Origin of the sequence: Rhodoblastus sp., from assembly GCF_041915505.1 — a bacterium.
In the GTDB taxonomy this organism is placed as follows: Bacteria; Pseudomonadota; Alphaproteobacteria; order Rhizobiales; family Beijerinckiaceae; genus Rhodoblastus.
Genome location: NZ_JAYSBG010000055.1, coordinates 1 through 14,601 on the forward strand (window position 1 = coordinate 1; position 14,601 = coordinate 14,601).

A 14,601-nucleotide genomic window follows, 5' to 3' on the forward strand; every position below is an offset into this window, starting at 1 on the left:
CCTGCGCCTGAACTGAAGCGATCGCGGTGGAATTCACGCCGGCCTCCCGCTTGTAGACGCCGGAAATGCTCTTGATTTCCGCGCGATGACGTCCGAACACCTTTTCCAGCGCGTAGGAGATTTCGCCTACCGTGGCCTTTTTCCGGGCAGCCTCGATCGCCAGAGCCAGCAGATTGGCGCCGCCCTTCGCGCCTTCGGTCAAGGCGGTGAGCGCGGCCTGGGTCTCGGCCTCGTTGCGTTCGGCGCGCAGGCGCTTCAGCTTGTCGATCTGCTGGGCGCGCACGGCGGCGTTCTCGACCTTGAGCACGTCGATCGGCTTTTCGCTCTCGGGGCGGAACTTGTTGACGCCGACCACGGTCTGCTTCCCGGAATCGATGCGCGCCTGGGTCTTGGCCGCCGCTTCCTCGATGCGCAGCTTGGGAATGCCGGCGTCGATCGCCTTGGCCATGCCGCCGAGCGCCTCGACCTCCTGAATATGAGCCCAGGCCTTCTGCGTCAGTTCGGCGGTGAGCTTCTCGACATAATAGGAGCCGCCCCACGGATCGATGATTTTCGTGGTGCCGGATTCCTGCTGCAGGAACAATTGGGTGTTGCGGGCGATGCGCGCCGAGAAATCGGTCGGCAGCGCGAGCGCCTCGTCCAAAGCATTGGTGTGCAGCGACTGGGTATGGCCTTGAGTCGCGGCCATGGCCTCGATCTGGGTGCGAATGACATTGTTGAACACATCCTGTGCGGTCAGCGACCAGCCCGAGGTCTGGCTGTGCGTGCGCAAGGGCAGGCTCTTCTCCGACTGCGGGTTGAACGTCTTGACCAGATTGGCCCAGATCAGCCGCGCGGCGCGAAGTTTCGCGACTTCCATGAAGAAATTCATGCCGATCGCCCAGAAGAACGACAGGCGGGGCGCGAATTGGTCGACGGTGAGGCCGGCGGCGATGCCGGCGCGAATATATTCGACGCCGTCGGCGAGCGTATAGGCGAGTTCGAGATCCTGCGTCGCCCCGGCCTCCTGCATGTGATAGCCGGAGATCGAGATCGAGTTGAATTTCGGCATATTCTGCGAGGTGAAGGCGAAAATATCCGAAATGATGCGCATCGAATCCTTGGGCGGATAAATATAGGTGTTCCGCACCATGAATTCTTTCAGAATGTCGTTCTGGATCGTGCCTGAGAGCTTGGCCGCCGGAACGCCCTGCTCTTCCGCCGCGACAATGTAGAGCGCCAGAACCGGCAGCACGGCGCCGTTCATGGTCATCGAGACGGACATCTGGTCAAGCGGAATGCCCGAGAACAAGGTCCGCATGTCATAGATGGAATCGATCGCCACGCCGGCCATGCCAACGTCGCCGGCGACGCGCGGGTGATCCGAATCATAGCCGCGATGGGTGGCGAGGTCGAAGGCGACCGAGAGGCCCTTCTGGCCCGCCGCGAGATTGCGGCGATAGAAGGCGTTGGAATCCTCAGCCGTGGAGAAGCCGGCATATTGGCGCACGGTCCAGGGCTGGTTGACATACATGGTCGGATAGGGCCCGCGCAGGAAGGGCGCGACGCCGGGGAAGGAATCCAGCGCCGGCAGGCCTTCCAGATCCTCCGGGCCATAGACGCCCTTCACGGCGATGTCTTCCGGCGTAATCCAGGGCTCGCCCGAAAAAGCCGGCGCGGCGGCGCTCTGGTCCTTGTCGAGGGCGAGGGTCGAGAAATCGGGAATGCGGGTCATGCGGTCGTCCACCGTGCAAAATCGATCATCGCGCGCGGGCGCTATCAGTCAGTTTTGACTTATACGACGATCATTATTGCGGCGCCATACGCCATCCGTCAGGAGCGCGCCTCGGATTTCGAGCGGGTTCGACGGCGTCTTGCCCGGCTGTTTTACGCTTTCGAGTCACTTTTGCGGTCTAATCCGGCCAACGCAAGCCCGCGTCGATCGCTTCACCCGTCCTGGAAGCCTCGTATGACCGCCAAAATCCCGAACGCCGACAAAACCGTCGCCCCGAAAAAGGCGAATGGAGCGGCCGATCGCCCGGCGGCGACTCTGTTGCCGCCATCGCCGGTCGGCCGATACGAGGACGGCGCGCCCTTCGACAAGGTGCAATATCTTGAAGCGAAGTTGATCCTCAAGCCGGAACGCTTCACCTCGATCAAGGCGTTCCGCGGCTTCGGCGCAATCGTGCAGCGCGTCGCCGAAGAGGTCGGCGTCGGCTTCATCGAACATCCAGATCTCGATCTGAGGCCGGAAATCCGCGAGATCGTCTTCGGCGATACGCCCGACTTCCGGCTCTACAACAATGCCTTCATCCTTCGCCGCCGCATTCGCTACGTGGACGGTTTCCCTGTGGGCGACCCGGAAATCGTGTTCAAATACCGCCATCCGGACGAGCGCGCCGCCACCGAATTGGACGTCCGGCCGAATATCGACGGACGATACAAGATCAAGTTCAAGGCCGAGGCGCTACCGCTCAAGGACAGCGCCGGCGGCTACCGGATTCTGTTCTCACACAATTGCCAGTTCGGCCTAAGCCAGACGCCCAGACCCAACCGGCTGAACATGGGCGCGCTGGCGACAGTCTTCCCGGCGCTGCAGCGTCTCGGCCTCTCCGAAAAGCAGCGCATTCTGGTTGTGAACAGAGGAATCGTCGAGGAAGTGCTGTTGCCGCTCGGCACATTGGATTTCGGCAAGGGCGTCGTCGCCAAATGCGACGTCTCGCTGTGGCGCACGCGCGGCGAGCACAAGTCGCTGGTCGGCGAATTCGCCTTTCAGGTGAAGTTCATCGAGCGCGAGGGGGTCGCCCAAAAGCCCAAGCGACTGGCCGGCGCGTTCTACATGACCTTGCAAAACGAAGTGAACGACTGGCTGGCGTTGGGCGTGACGAAGACGGCGATGGTTTATCGCCTCAAAGGCAACGGGCCGACCAGCCATGAGTGAATCGACGAAACAGGACGCGCCGCCAGGACAGGACATATCGATCGCGCGTATTTTCCGCGAGTTCCTGACTCTCGGCGCGATCAGTTTCGGCGGCGCCGTGCCCTATCTGCGCAGCCGTCTCGTCGAGACCGAAGGCTGGATCGACGACCGGGAATTCGTCGAAATGCTGTCGATCAGCCAGACGCTGCCGGGACTCAACGCGACCAATCTCGCCATCCTGGTCGGCCAGAAGCTTCGCGGCGCGCGCGGCGCGGCGGCGGCGTTGATCGGAATGTGCCTGCCCGGCGGCGTCATCATGTACGTGGCCGGCGTTCTTTACTGGCGTCACGGCGACCGCGCCGATTCGACCGCGATCCTGAAAGGCGTGGCCGCGGCGGCCGTCGGTCTCGCCCTTTATACCGCGATCCAGCTCGGCAAACGCTCGCTGGCGACGCGCGCCGATCTGGCTTTCGTGGCGATCACGGCGATCGCGGTGAACCATTTCCACATATCCGTGCTCTGGGTGCTGCTCGGCGTCGGATTGCTCAGCACGTTATGGCGCCATCCCGGCGGCGCCCGGGAAACAAAGGAAAAATGAGCCAGATCCCCGCGCTGATCCGCGTTTTCGCCTATGTGTCGCTGCTCGCCGTAGGCGGCGGCATGGCCGCCTTTCCCGAGATGGAATATCTCAGCGTCGACGTGCATCACTGGCTGACGAAGGCCCAGTTGATCCATCTCTACTCCATCGGCCAGATGGCGCCCGGGCCGAACATGATGATGATCGTCGCGGTCGGCGATTGGGCGGCCGGCGCGGTCGGCGCGCTGGCGGTGCTGATCGCCTTTTTCCTGCCGACGGCGCTGCTGACCTATGCCGCGGGTCGCGGCTGGAAGCGGCTGGAATCCTGGCCATGGCGCGATTCCATCCAGCGCGGACTCGCGCCGGTTTCAATCGGCCTTCTGCTGGCAGGCTGCTTCACCATGGCGAAAGGCGCCATTTTCGGTGTCGAAACCGCTGCTATCGCCGCAGGCGTGCTGCTCATTCTGCTGCAATACAAGATCAATCCCGCCGTGCTCGTCGCGGCGAGCGCGGTGGTCGGCTTTATCTCGTTCCGATAGGGCAGATCGCGCGAAGCGCTTCCCGCCTGTTCCTCCCCATCGGTTGTCAGCTCCGGTTCAAGACCTGGCCAAAGAGCTTGCGCACCTCTTTCCGCGTCGCAGTCAGGTCGCGCTCCAGAAAGGCGAAATCCGGCAGGCCGGTCGCGGCGGCGATGCGGCGCTTGACGCCGTCCGCCGCCTTGCGCGGATCCGCGTCCTCGCCGAGCGCCAGACGCAGCCATTGGGCGACATTGCCGTAAAGCCCATGCGCCCGGAGCAGGGTTTCCGCTGTTTCGGTGTCGAGAAATCCGGCCTTCGCCGCCGCCATCAGGATTTCGGCGGTCGCGGTCCGACGCAGGCCTGGCGCGTCGGCGCCGTGGGCCAGAACCAGAAATTGCGCGATGAATTCGACATCGAGGAGGCCGCCCGAGGCGAGTTTCAGGTTCCAGGGATCGTCCTCGCCTTTTTCCCGAGCGATCAGGGCGCGCATCTCGCGCACGGCCTTGGCGACGTCTCCCCCGTCGCGCGTTCGGCGCAGGGTTTCATCAATGACGGCTTCGACCTCGGCGCCGAGGCTGTCGTCGCCGGCGATCGCACGCGCCCGGGTCAGGGCCATATGCTCCCAGATCTCGGCCTCCTCCGCCTGATAGGCGCGGAACGAGGCGATCCGCGTCGCCAAGGGCCCCTGTTTGCCGGAGGGGCGCAGCCGCATGTCCACTTCGAACAATTTGCCGCGCCGGGTCGGCGCCGACAGCGCCGCGATCAGCCGCTGCGTCAGGCGGATATAATAGACCGTGGCGTGAAGCGGCCGCGCGCCGTCGGAGTCCGGGCGCTCGGCATCGAAATCATAGAGCAGCACCAGATCGAGGTCCGAGGTCGCGGTCAATTCCCGCGAGCCGAGCTTGCCGAAGCCGAGCACGACGCAGCGCCCGCCCGGAACGCGACCATGCTCGACCGCGAAATCCTTCTCGACCCGCGTGAGACAGGCGCAGACCAGGGCTTCGGCGAGGGCGGAATAGGCCCGGCCCGCCTGATCCGGCTCGATCAGCCCGGCGAACAGCCGCAGCCCGATCATGAAATTTTCCTCGCCGGCGAAAATCCGCGCCGCGTCGAGAAAGGCTTCGAGGCCCTGGTCGCCTTCATGGAATAGAGCGAGCCGGCTGGAAAAATCCGCCACATCCATCGGCGCGGCGGCCACGCCCCGGTCGATGGCGACATCGAGCACATGCGGGCTCTGTGCGATCACCTGGGCGAGGCGCGGCGCGCCGCCGAGCATGTCGGCGAAGAGCTGGAGCATGGGCTCGTGCGATTTGAGCAGCGTGAACAGCTCCGCCGCCGCCGGCATTCGCGCCAGTGCGGCGTCGAAGGCCGCCAATCCTGAATCCGCGTCGCCCGATTTGGAAAAGGCCTCCAGCAGGCCCGGCGCCAGTTCGGTCAGCACCTCGCGGGCGCGGGCGCTGCGCACCGCCGGGCGGCGGCCGAAATGCCAGCCGCGCACGGTCTCGGCGGCGCGGGCCGGATCGCGAAAACCCATGTCGCGCAGGGTTTCCAGCGTCTCCGGATCATCGGTCGAGCCGGTGAAGACCAGATTGCCGGCGCGGGTATCGAGACCCGGCGCATGTTCGAACAGCCGGGCGTAATGTTTCTCGACGGCGTGGAAATGGCGCAGCAGATCGCGCGAGAAGCCGGCGGTTCCGGCATAGCCGCAGAACCGGGCGAAAGCCTTCAGCGCGGCCTCGTCCTCGGGCAGGCGCTGGGTCTGGTGATCCTCGCGCATTTGCAGGCGATGCTCGACTGCGCGCAGAAAACGATAGGCGTTGGCGAGATCCTCCGAGGCCTGCGGCGTGATCCAGTCGTCCGCGCAAAGCTGGCGCAGCATGTCGAGCGTGCGCGGGCCGCGCAAAGGCTTGCGCCGTCCGCCGAACACCAATTGCTGGGTCTGGACGAAAAATTCGATCTCGCGAATGCCGCCGCGCCCGAGTTTGACGTCATGGCCCGCCACCGCGATTTCGGCATGGCCCTTGGCGGCGTGGATCTGGCGCTTCATGGCGTGGATGTCGGCGATGGCCGCGTAATCGAAATATTTGCGCCAGATGAAGGCGGCCATTTCGTCGAGGAAATCGAAGCCCAAAGCCAGATCGCCCGCGACCGGGCGCGCCTTGATCATGGCGGCGCGCTCCCAGTTCTGGCCGAGCGTTTCGTAATAATGGCGCGCGGCGTCGAGCGAGACGGCGGGGGCGGTCGAGCCGGGATCGGGCCGCAGGCGCAGATCGACCCGCAGCACATAGCCGTCGCCGGTGCGCTCCTGCAGAAGCTTGACGATATGCTGGGTCAGGCGCAGCGAGTTCGCGCGCGCTCCGGGCCCAGCCCCAAGAACGGGCGAGCGCAAGTCATAGAACACGACCAGATCGACATCGGAGGAATAGTTCAGCTCCTTGGCGCCATGCTTGCCGAGCGCGAGCACGACCAGGCCGCAATTCTGCTCCGGCTCGTCCTGCGACGTCAGCGCCAGCTTGTCGCCGGACAGCCTGAGCGCGACCCGCAACGCCGTGGCCACGAAACGATCGGCCGCGCGCGACAAAGCCGCCGTCGCCGCGACGACGTCGCATTCGCCGGCGAGATCGGCCAAGGCGACGATCAGCGCCGTCTCCTGCTTGGCCTTGCGCAGCAGGCTCATCGCCCGCGCTTCCGTGCAGTCCGGCGCGTGACAGGCGGACAGCCGGCGCAAGGCCTCGTCGAGCGCGGCCTCCGGGCTCTGCTGGCGGATGCGCAACAGGCGCGCGGGATCGCGCCGCGTCAGCCCCCACAGGAAGGTCGACTGGTCGGCAATCCCGACCAGAACCTCCTCCAACTTCGCCCAATCCGGCAAGGCGCGCAGGGCGCCGGCGGTCTCGGCTCCAGCCGCGGCCAGAAAATCCGCCACGCGAGCGCGCGCCGCCGCGAGCTTGACCGGACGCGGGCAGGACAAGGCGTTGGTTGTTTTCATGGCGACGCTCCCCTCCCTGCGACCAATATCACGCCGCCCGGCGCGGCAAGACCAGCACGACGCGCAAGCCGGGCGCATTGTCCTCGATGCGCAAGGTTCCGTCATGCAGCCGGGCCACGGCGGCGGCGAGCGACAGGCCGAGGCCGGAGCCCGGCCGGCTGCGCGAGGCCTCCAGCCGCACGAAACGCTCCAGCACTCGCGCCCGCTCCGCCTCCGGAATGCCGGGGCCGCGATCGGCCACCGCGATTTCGACCTTGTTGTCGTCGAGCGCGACGGAAATCGTCACCACGGCGGTCGCGCCGGGAACGTCCGGCGCGCTATATTTCAACGCATTGTCGATCAGATTGGCGAGCGCCTGGCCGATCAGCTCGCGCTGGCCGCGAATCGGCGCCGGCGCCGGCGCCTCGACCTGCAGCGCCACACCCTTTTCCTCGGCCGCCGGCTCGTAAAGCTCGGCCATGTCGCTGGCCAGCTCCGCCGCGTCGAGATCGGTGAAATTCTCGCGCGAGGATTGCGCTTCGGCGCGCGCGATCATCAACAAGGCGTTGAAAATGCGGATCAGGCCGTCAGCCTCGTCGATCACCTGCTCCAGGGCGGCGCGGCAGCCTTCCTCGCCGTCGTCGAGCTGCAGCGCCTGTTCGGCATTGTTGCGCAGCCTCGTCAGCGGCGTGCGCAGGTCATGCGCGATATTGTCCGAGACCTGCCGGATGCCGGCCATCAGGCTGGCGATGCGGTCGAGCATGGCGTTGAGATTGCGGGCGAGACGGTCCAGTTCGTCGTCGGCGCCGGAGAGCGGCAGTCGGCCTGTGAGATCCTCCTGCAGGAGCGTGGCCGCCTTGGCGCTCATGGCGTCCACGCGCCGCAGCAGGCGCCGCGCGACGAACAAGCCGCCGAAGGTCGCGATCACCAGCAGCCAGAGCAGCGAGGTGAACAAAGCCGAACCGAGAATATGCCGCAGCCTTTCGCGGTCTTCGAGATCGTGGCCGATCAGCACGCGGAAATGGCCCGGCAAAGTGAAGACGCGCGCGATGGCCCGGCGCGCGACATTGGGCTCGCCGAGGCGCTCATAGGTGGTTTCGACCGCCGTCTTCTGGTCGAACACGCCGGCGGGAAGATCGATCACATTGCCGGCGACCGCGACGCCATTGGGGGCGGTCACGAGATAGATCGAGGCGCCCGGCGTGCGCGAGCGACGCTCGACCACCGCGACGAGCTGGTTCAGGCCGCCATCGGCATATTGATCGGCGAGCCCCTTGATCTCGGCGTCGATGGTCTGCCGCATCTGCTCGTTGATGAGCTCGCGGACATTTTCGCCGACCCGGTCGAGAACCAAAGTAAAGCCGAGGCCGACGATGACGAAATAGGCGATGGCGAGTTTGAACGCCGTGGTCCGGAACAGCCGCCCGGGCGCCACGCCGCGCGTCAGGCTGCGCCAGAACCGCGCCCGCTTGATGTTCATTTGGCCCCTTCGGCGATTCGCTCGCGGCGATTTGACGGCACAATCGGCGATCCCGCCGCGCCGGGCAAGTTACCGATTGGTCAGACGAAAAGCATGGTCGCCGAAACCCGGCGTTAACCGTGAGCGCCCCATTGTCCCAACCGTGACGCCCCTGTCTTTGGCCCGAGATTCGTCCGGGCCGCGGGCGTGATTTTTTGCGTATTCAAGGCGAAGCGTTCATGTTGATGACCCTCGACCAGTGGCTGGCCCGCTTCTTCGGGGCCGGCCGGCGCGCCGATCGCGCGGCGCCCCTCGCGCAGCGCGCCTCCTTCGGCCTCGACGGCGTGGAAATGCGCCAGATCGATTCCAGTTTCGAACTGGAGCCATGGGACGAGGAGGCCGAAACGTCGCCCTATCGCCCCTATGTGCGCCGGCCGCGCTCGGTCTTCGTCGATGAGGCGACGGATTTCGCCGGGCAGGAGGCTGAATACGCGCCGGATTATACGGGGAGCGCCCTGCCCGCCGCCACGCCGCCGGCGCCGGCCTATGACGCGCCCGTCTTCGACGCCGAGCGCGCCCGCCTCGAAGCGCTGGCCGCGCAGAAATCGCGCGACATTCTCGCCGGCGCCGCACAGCCCGCGCCGTCCTTCCATTCCGACATCGTCGCCGAATCGCCGGAGGAGCCGGGCGCGCCGCAGTTCTGGCGCGCGGGCCAGCCCAATGTGCGCTTCACCCGCACGCCAGAAGCCTCGATCGCCCGGCGCAAAGCCGAGGAGGAAGCCCAGCGCCGCGCCGCCGAGGAAGCCATCCGCGCCGCCGAGGAAGAAGCCCGCAGCAAGGCCGAGGAACAGACGCGTCGCCTGGAGGAAGCCCGCCTCGCGCAGGCCCACGCGATGAGCGGCGCCGCCGACGCCCCGAAGCCGCGCGTGCGCTACGCCCGCACGCCGGACAAGAGAATCGAGAACCACGCCGCTCCGGCAATGCGCCCCGCGCCCGAGCCGCAGCAGGCGCAAGAACCGATTGCCGCGCCGGTCGCGGCCAAATCCGCTCTGCCCGGTTTCGGAACCTTCGCCGCCATGGGCGCGCGTTTTTCGTTCAGCGTCGGCTTTGGCGGCATCCAGCCGGCGCCCGTCGCCGCCCCGCGCGCGCCGGCCGCGCCGCAAGCGCCCGCCCCCCAGATCCCCGCGCCGACGGCCCCGGCCGCGCCCGTGCCCGAACCGGCCAGGCCCGCAAAAATGCGGCTGCGTGTGAAGGCGGTCGCCGAGCCGATCGAGGACGAGGCCGAAGCGATCGCGCCGCCCGCCAGCGTCCCCGCCCGTCCGCCGCAGGCGGCCGCCGAGGCCAAGCCGATCCGGCGCTCCAAAACGCCGGTCGGCGGCTTCCTCGAACGGCTCGACGCCGCGCGCATCGACTATGAAGCGCTTTCGACCGACATGCTGGCCGAGCCGCCCTATCAGCCGGTGGACGAAGAGCCGGAAGACCAGCTCGAGGTCAACGCCGACGCGCTTGAAAAGACGCTGGAGGATTTCGGCGTGCGCGGCGACGTGCTCAACGCCCATCCCGGCCCGGTTGTGACGTTATACGAGTTTGAGCCAGCGCCAGGGATCAAGTCGTCGCGGGTGATCGGTCTCGCCGACGACATCGCCCGCTCGATGTCGGCGGTCTCCGCCCGCGTCGCCGTGGTGCCGGGCCGCAACGCCATCGGCATCGAACTGCCCAATCCGCGCCGTGAGACCGTCTATCTGCGCGAACTCATCGCCGCCCCGGATTTCACCGACACCAAGCACAAGCTCGCCATCGCGCTCGGCAAGACCATCGGCGGCGAGCCCGTCATTGTCGATCTCGCCAAAATGCCGCATCTGCTCGTCGCCGGCACCACCGGTTCGGGCAAGTCCGTCGCCATCAACACCATGATCCTGTCGCTCTTGTACCGACTCAAGCCGCACGAGTGCCGCCTCATCATGGTCGACCCGAAAATGCTCGAGCTCTCCGTCTATGACGGCATCCCGCATCTGCTGACCCCCGTCGTCACCGACCCGAAGAAGGCCGTCGTCGCCCTCAAATGGGCCGTGCGCGAGATGGAGGACCGCTACAAGAAAATGTCCAAGCTGGGCGTCCGCAACATCGACGGTTTTAACGCCCGCGTCACCGAGGCTGCGCAAAAAGGCGAGATCATCTGCCGCACCGTGCAGACCGGCTTCGACCGCGAGACCGGCGAGGCGATCTACGAGCAGGAGCAGATGGACCTCTCGGTCCTGCCCTATATCGTGGTGATCGTCGATGAAATGGCCGATCTGATGATGGTCGCCGGCAAGGAGATCGAGGGCGCGATCCAGCGTCTGGCGCAGATGGCCCGCGCCGCCGGCATCCATCTGATCATGGCGACGCAACGGCCCTCGGTCGATGTCATCACCGGCACGATCAAGGCCAATTTCCCGACCCGGATCTCGTTCCAGGTGACGTCCAAGATCGACAGCCGCACCATTCTCGGCGAGATGGGCGCGGAGCAGCTGCTGGGCCAGGGCGACATGCTCTATATGGCCGGCGGCGGGCGGATTTCGCGCGTGCATGGGCCGTTCGTGTCGGACGCCGATGTCGAGAAAGTGGTGGCGCATCTGAAGATGCAGGGCCAGCCGGATTATCTCGACGCGGTGACGGTGGAGGACGAGGGCGACGAGGACGAGGCCGACGCTTCGACCTACAATGGCGACGACGAGGGCGGCGATCTGTACGACCGCGCGGTGGCGATTGTGCTGCGCGACAAGAAGTGCTCGACCTCTTATGTGCAGCGGCGGCTGTCGATCGGTTATAACAAGGCGGCGTCTCTGGTCGAGCGGATGGAGAAGGACGGCGTCGTCGGCCCCGCCAACCATGCCGGCAAGCGCCAGATCCTCGCCGACGGCGGCGTGGATCGCGGCGCGTTCGACGGGGAGTAGACCAAACCCATCATGGCCACACGGCCGTCATTGCGAGCGGAGCGAAACAATCCACCTCTCAACCTGTCGAAAGGCCGCATGGATTGCTTCGCCATAGCCCGTCAAAAGACGAGCGTCTTCCGACGCCCTATGGCTTGCAACGACGAATGCAGGACTGCCGCAACGCCGCCACAACAGCGGTTTAGATGCAAAGCGCCAATCCGGTCGAATCGGCCTTGCAAAACAAGCGGACCAGTCGGCGGCGGGCGGCGACGGGAATTGAATGGGTTCCGACCTGAGGCGAAACAAAGATGAAGCGCGGCATATTCCTGATTTTGAGCGTTCTTTCGAGCGCTGTGCTGATCGGCGGCGCCTCGGCGCAGAAACTCCCCGGCGTGGAAAAAAAGTCCGCCGCGAAACTGGCCGATCCGGCGAAAGCCGCGCCCGAAGCGCTCGATCCGCAAGCCGCGGTCGAAAAGGCCAATGATTATTTCAATGCGGCGCAGGTCATGACCGCCGATTTCGTCCAGATCGGCGCCGATGGCAGAAGGTCCGAGGGCAAGCTTTATGTCCTGAAGCCCGGACGTCTCCGTTTTGAATATGCCATGCCGGCAACGATGGAAATCATTGCGGATGGCGTCTCGGTCGCCATTCGCGACCGCAAGCTGCAAACCCAGCAGCTCTATTTCATCAGCCAGACGCCGTTGAAATTTCTGCTCAAGGACCAGCTCAACCTGAACAAGGACGTCAAGATCACCGGCGTCACGGCCGATCCGAAATCGACCACGATCACCATTGAGGACAGCTCCACCTTCGGCGGCGCCTCCACGATCAAGCTGAACTTCGATCGGAAGGATTTCGCGCTGCAACAATGGGAAGTGACCGATCCACAAGGCTATCAGACCCTGGTCACCCTGCATAATGTCGACCTTAAATCCGTCCCTGACCGCAATCTTTTTCGCATCCCGGCGACCAGTTTCTGGCCGATTCAAAACTGACCCGCTTAAGATGTTTCACGTGAAATCCGGACGCGACATCGTCCGGGCGCGGCAAGAAACGCAAGACGCGTCTTGATTCCCATCCATGGCTTGGGCTTAGTCGCACAAAGCGTCAAACGATGCGCAGCCCTGGGGAATGACGTGAAGCTGAAGATCACAACCTGGAACATCAATTCCGTGCGCCTGCGGATCGGCCAAGTCGGCGCCTTTCTGCGCGATCACGCGCCGGACGTGCTTTGCCTGCAGGAAACGAAATGCCGGGACAGCGAATTTCCCGCCGCCGAAATCCGCAAATTTGGCTATGAGCATATCGCGATCAACGGGCAGAAGGGCTATCACGGCGTCGCCATCATCTCTCGCCTGCCGCTGCTCAATGTCGATCGCCGGGACTTCTGCCAGGTCGGCGACGCCCGGCATATTTCGGCGTCGGTCGCTTTCGCCGATCAGGCGATCCGCATCGACAATCTCTATGTCCCCGCCGGCGGCGACGAGCCCGATCCGGGCAAAAATCCCAAATTCGCCCACAAGCTCGCCTTTCTGGACGAAATGTTCCATCGGTTCGACGATTCCTTTACCAAAACGCCGTCGATTCTGGTGGGCGATCTCAATGTCGCGCCCCATGAGAATGATGTCTGGAGCCACAAGGCCTTGCTCCAGGTCGTCAGCCACACGCCGATCGAAACCGACAAGCTGAAATCCATTCTCGCGCGCGGATCGTGGATCGACGCCTTGCGCCAATATGTCCCGCTCGACCAGAAGCTCTATACCTGGTGGAGCTATCGCTCGCCGGACTGGTCCAAGGCGGATAAGGGGCGACGGCTCGACCATATCTGGACATCGCCAGCGATGGCGCCAAACCTCGAAGGGATCGACATTCTCCGCGAGGCGCGCGGCTGGGAGCGACCGTCGGATCACGTGCCGGTCAGCTTGCGATTGAATTTTTAGGCTTTCGCGCCGGCGGGACGCCCCTGCTTCCAATTCGTCAGAAACAGGGGTCAACGCCTCAAAAGGCCTGTCGCGCCTTTTCGAGATCCTTGCCGAATCCCTCGATCTGACGGGAAAGCGCCGCGATGACCTGCCGCGCGCTTTCAGGAAATTCCTGCAACACGCGCTGGATCAGGTTGCGCCGGATTTTCAGGACGGTCGAATTCTCGCGCGCGATCGCTGTCGCCGGCTGGACCGTCGCCGTAAACAGGGCGATCTCGCCGACGAGCGCGCCCGGACCGGCGATCTTATTGTCATCCATCGATCCATGGCCGAGATCCAGCATGACCGAACCGGCGAGAATCAGGAAGCCGCCATCGGACTCGTCGCCGCTGCGGAAGATGATTTCGCCTGCGCCGAATTGCACCGTTTCGCCGGCAAAGGCGATCAGCCGCAGCGCCTCCGGTTCGAAAGCGGCGAAAATCGGAAGGCGGGCGAGGGCTTTCACCTGGCGCTCCAAGGACATGGCGCTCTCCGGATCATGGTGGCGAAATCGTTGCGTTCGAGGCGACGCGACGGCGCGCCCCTTATGAAGGAGCCAGACGATAACCGCCGGCGTCGGTCAGCAAAAGCCGGGCGCTGGCGGGATCGGGCTCGATTTTCTGCCTCAGCCGATAGATATGCGTCTCCAACGTATGGGTCGTCACGTTGGAATTATAGCCCCACACGTCGCGCAGCAGATCTTCGCGGGAAACCACAATGCCCTTGGCCCGGTTCAGATATTGCAGGATCGCGGTTTCCTTTTCGGTCAGGCGCAATTTCTCGCCATTCTTGCCGATCAGGATCTTGGCGCTCGGTTGGAAAAGATAGGAGCCGATCTGAAACGTCGCGTCCTCGCTGAATTCATGCTGGCGCAAATGCGCCCGGATGCGGGCCAGCAGGACGGCGAAACGAAACGGCTTGCTCACATAATCATTGGCGCCGGAATCGAAGCCGGACACGATATCCGTCTCCGAATCGCGGCCCGTCAGCAGAATGACCGGCTTTTGAAACCCCTGAGCGCGCAGGCGCTTGACCGCTTCGCGGCCATCGCCGTCCGGCAGGCCGACGTCCATGATGACCAGGTCGATCGGCTCTTCCCGAACCACTGCCAGAGCCTCGGCGACATCGGAGGCTTCGCTCGCGACAAATTCCTGGTGAACCGATAATTGCTCAACCAGGGAAAGCCGCAGCAGAGCATCGTCGTCGACAATCAAGATCCGGCGGACTTGCGACATGAACGATCCTGTTACCGGCGCGACGGATAATGGGGAGGGCCAATCGGCCGAATGGGGTGAAATTCCTTG

11 protein-coding genes are annotated in these 14,601 nt (G+C 64.7%); 6 read left to right on the plus strand and 5 right to left on the minus strand.

Annotated elements, in window-relative coordinates:
* Positions 1–1,714 (minus strand): methylmalonyl-CoA mutase (gene scpA / locus ACE3S9_RS05780; protein ID WP_374545489.1); only part of this gene is annotated, 1,714 nt, incomplete at its 3' end.
* Positions 1,715–1,948: 234 nt separating this feature from the next.
* On the opposite strand from scpA, the gene ACE3S9_RS05785 reads away from it, so the two are divergent.
* From ACE3S9_RS05785 to ACE3S9_RS05795, 3 genes are read left to right on the plus strand one after another with little or no spacing between them, the layout of a single operon-like run.
* Positions 1,949–2,920: a hypothetical protein gene (locus ACE3S9_RS05785; RefSeq protein WP_374545490.1), complete on the plus strand. Its 972-nt coding sequence runs from the start codon at positions 1,949–1,951 to the stop codon at positions 2,918–2,920.
* On the plus strand, positions 2,913–3,497 hold the full coding sequence (locus ACE3S9_RS05790) for a chromate transporter (protein ID WP_374545491.1): 585 nt from the start codon (positions 2,913–2,915) through the stop codon (positions 3,495–3,497). Before ACE3S9_RS05785 ends, ACE3S9_RS05790 begins: the two co-directional genes overlap by 8 nt.
* The gene (locus tag ACE3S9_RS05795; protein WP_374545492.1) at positions 3,494–4,015 is read left to right on the plus strand and encodes a chromate transporter; all 522 of its coding nucleotides are present in this window, start codon (positions 3,494–3,496) and stop codon (positions 4,013–4,015) included. Before ACE3S9_RS05790 ends, ACE3S9_RS05795 begins: the two co-directional genes overlap by 4 nt.
* A gap of 46 nt (positions 4,016–4,061) precedes the next feature.
* On the opposite strand, the gene ACE3S9_RS05800 is transcribed toward ACE3S9_RS05795, so the two are convergent.
* Together ACE3S9_RS05800 and ACE3S9_RS05805 are read right to left on the minus strand one after the other, a co-directional pair.
* Positions 4,062–6,980, minus strand: coding sequence for a bifunctional [glutamine synthetase] adenylyltransferase/[glutamine synthetase]-adenylyl-L-tyrosine phosphorylase (locus ACE3S9_RS05800; protein ID WP_374545493.1), 2,919 nt, complete (start codon positions 6,978–6,980; stop codon positions 4,062–4,064).
* 28 nt (positions 6,981–7,008) lie between these two features.
* On the minus strand, positions 7,009–8,439 hold the full coding sequence (locus ACE3S9_RS05805; RefSeq protein ID WP_374545494.1) for a sensor histidine kinase: 1,431 nt from the start codon (positions 8,437–8,439) through the stop codon (positions 7,009–7,011).
* A 218-nt stretch (positions 8,440–8,657) separates the two neighbouring features.
* Here ACE3S9_RS05805 and ACE3S9_RS05810 point away from each other — a divergent pair, with 218 nt between their 5' ends.
* The 3 genes from ACE3S9_RS05810 to ACE3S9_RS05820 all read left to right on the plus strand — a co-directional run bounded on the left by ACE3S9_RS05810 (position 8,658) and on the right by ACE3S9_RS05820 (position 13,276).
* Positions 8,658–11,354 (plus strand): DNA translocase FtsK, encoded by a 2,697-nt coding sequence (locus ACE3S9_RS05810; protein ID WP_374545495.1) that lies wholly within the window; start codon positions 8,658–8,660, stop codon positions 11,352–11,354.
* A 290-nt stretch (positions 11,355–11,644) separates the two neighbouring features.
* Entirely contained in the window at positions 11,645–12,331 is a 687-nt protein-coding gene (locus ACE3S9_RS05815) for an outer membrane lipoprotein carrier protein LolA (protein WP_374545496.1), read from the plus strand.
* A 141-nt stretch (positions 12,332–12,472) separates the two neighbouring features.
* On the plus strand, positions 12,473–13,276 hold the full coding sequence (locus ACE3S9_RS05820; protein WP_374545497.1) for an exodeoxyribonuclease III: 804 nt from the start codon (positions 12,473–12,475) through the stop codon (positions 13,274–13,276).
* Positions 13,277–13,334: 58 nt separating this feature from the next.
* Here ACE3S9_RS05820 and ACE3S9_RS05825 read toward each other — a convergent pair whose 3' ends face one another.
* The gene (locus ACE3S9_RS05825; protein WP_374545498.1) at positions 13,335–13,781 is read right to left on the minus strand and encodes a cyclic nucleotide-binding domain-containing protein; all 447 of its coding nucleotides are present in this window, start codon (positions 13,779–13,781) and stop codon (positions 13,335–13,337) included.
* Positions 13,782–13,842: 61 nt separating this feature from the next.
* Positions 13,843–14,532, minus strand: coding sequence for a response regulator transcription factor (locus tag ACE3S9_RS05830; protein ID WP_374545499.1), 690 nt, complete (start codon positions 14,530–14,532; stop codon positions 13,843–13,845).
* Positions 14,533–14,601 lie beyond the last annotated feature (69 nt).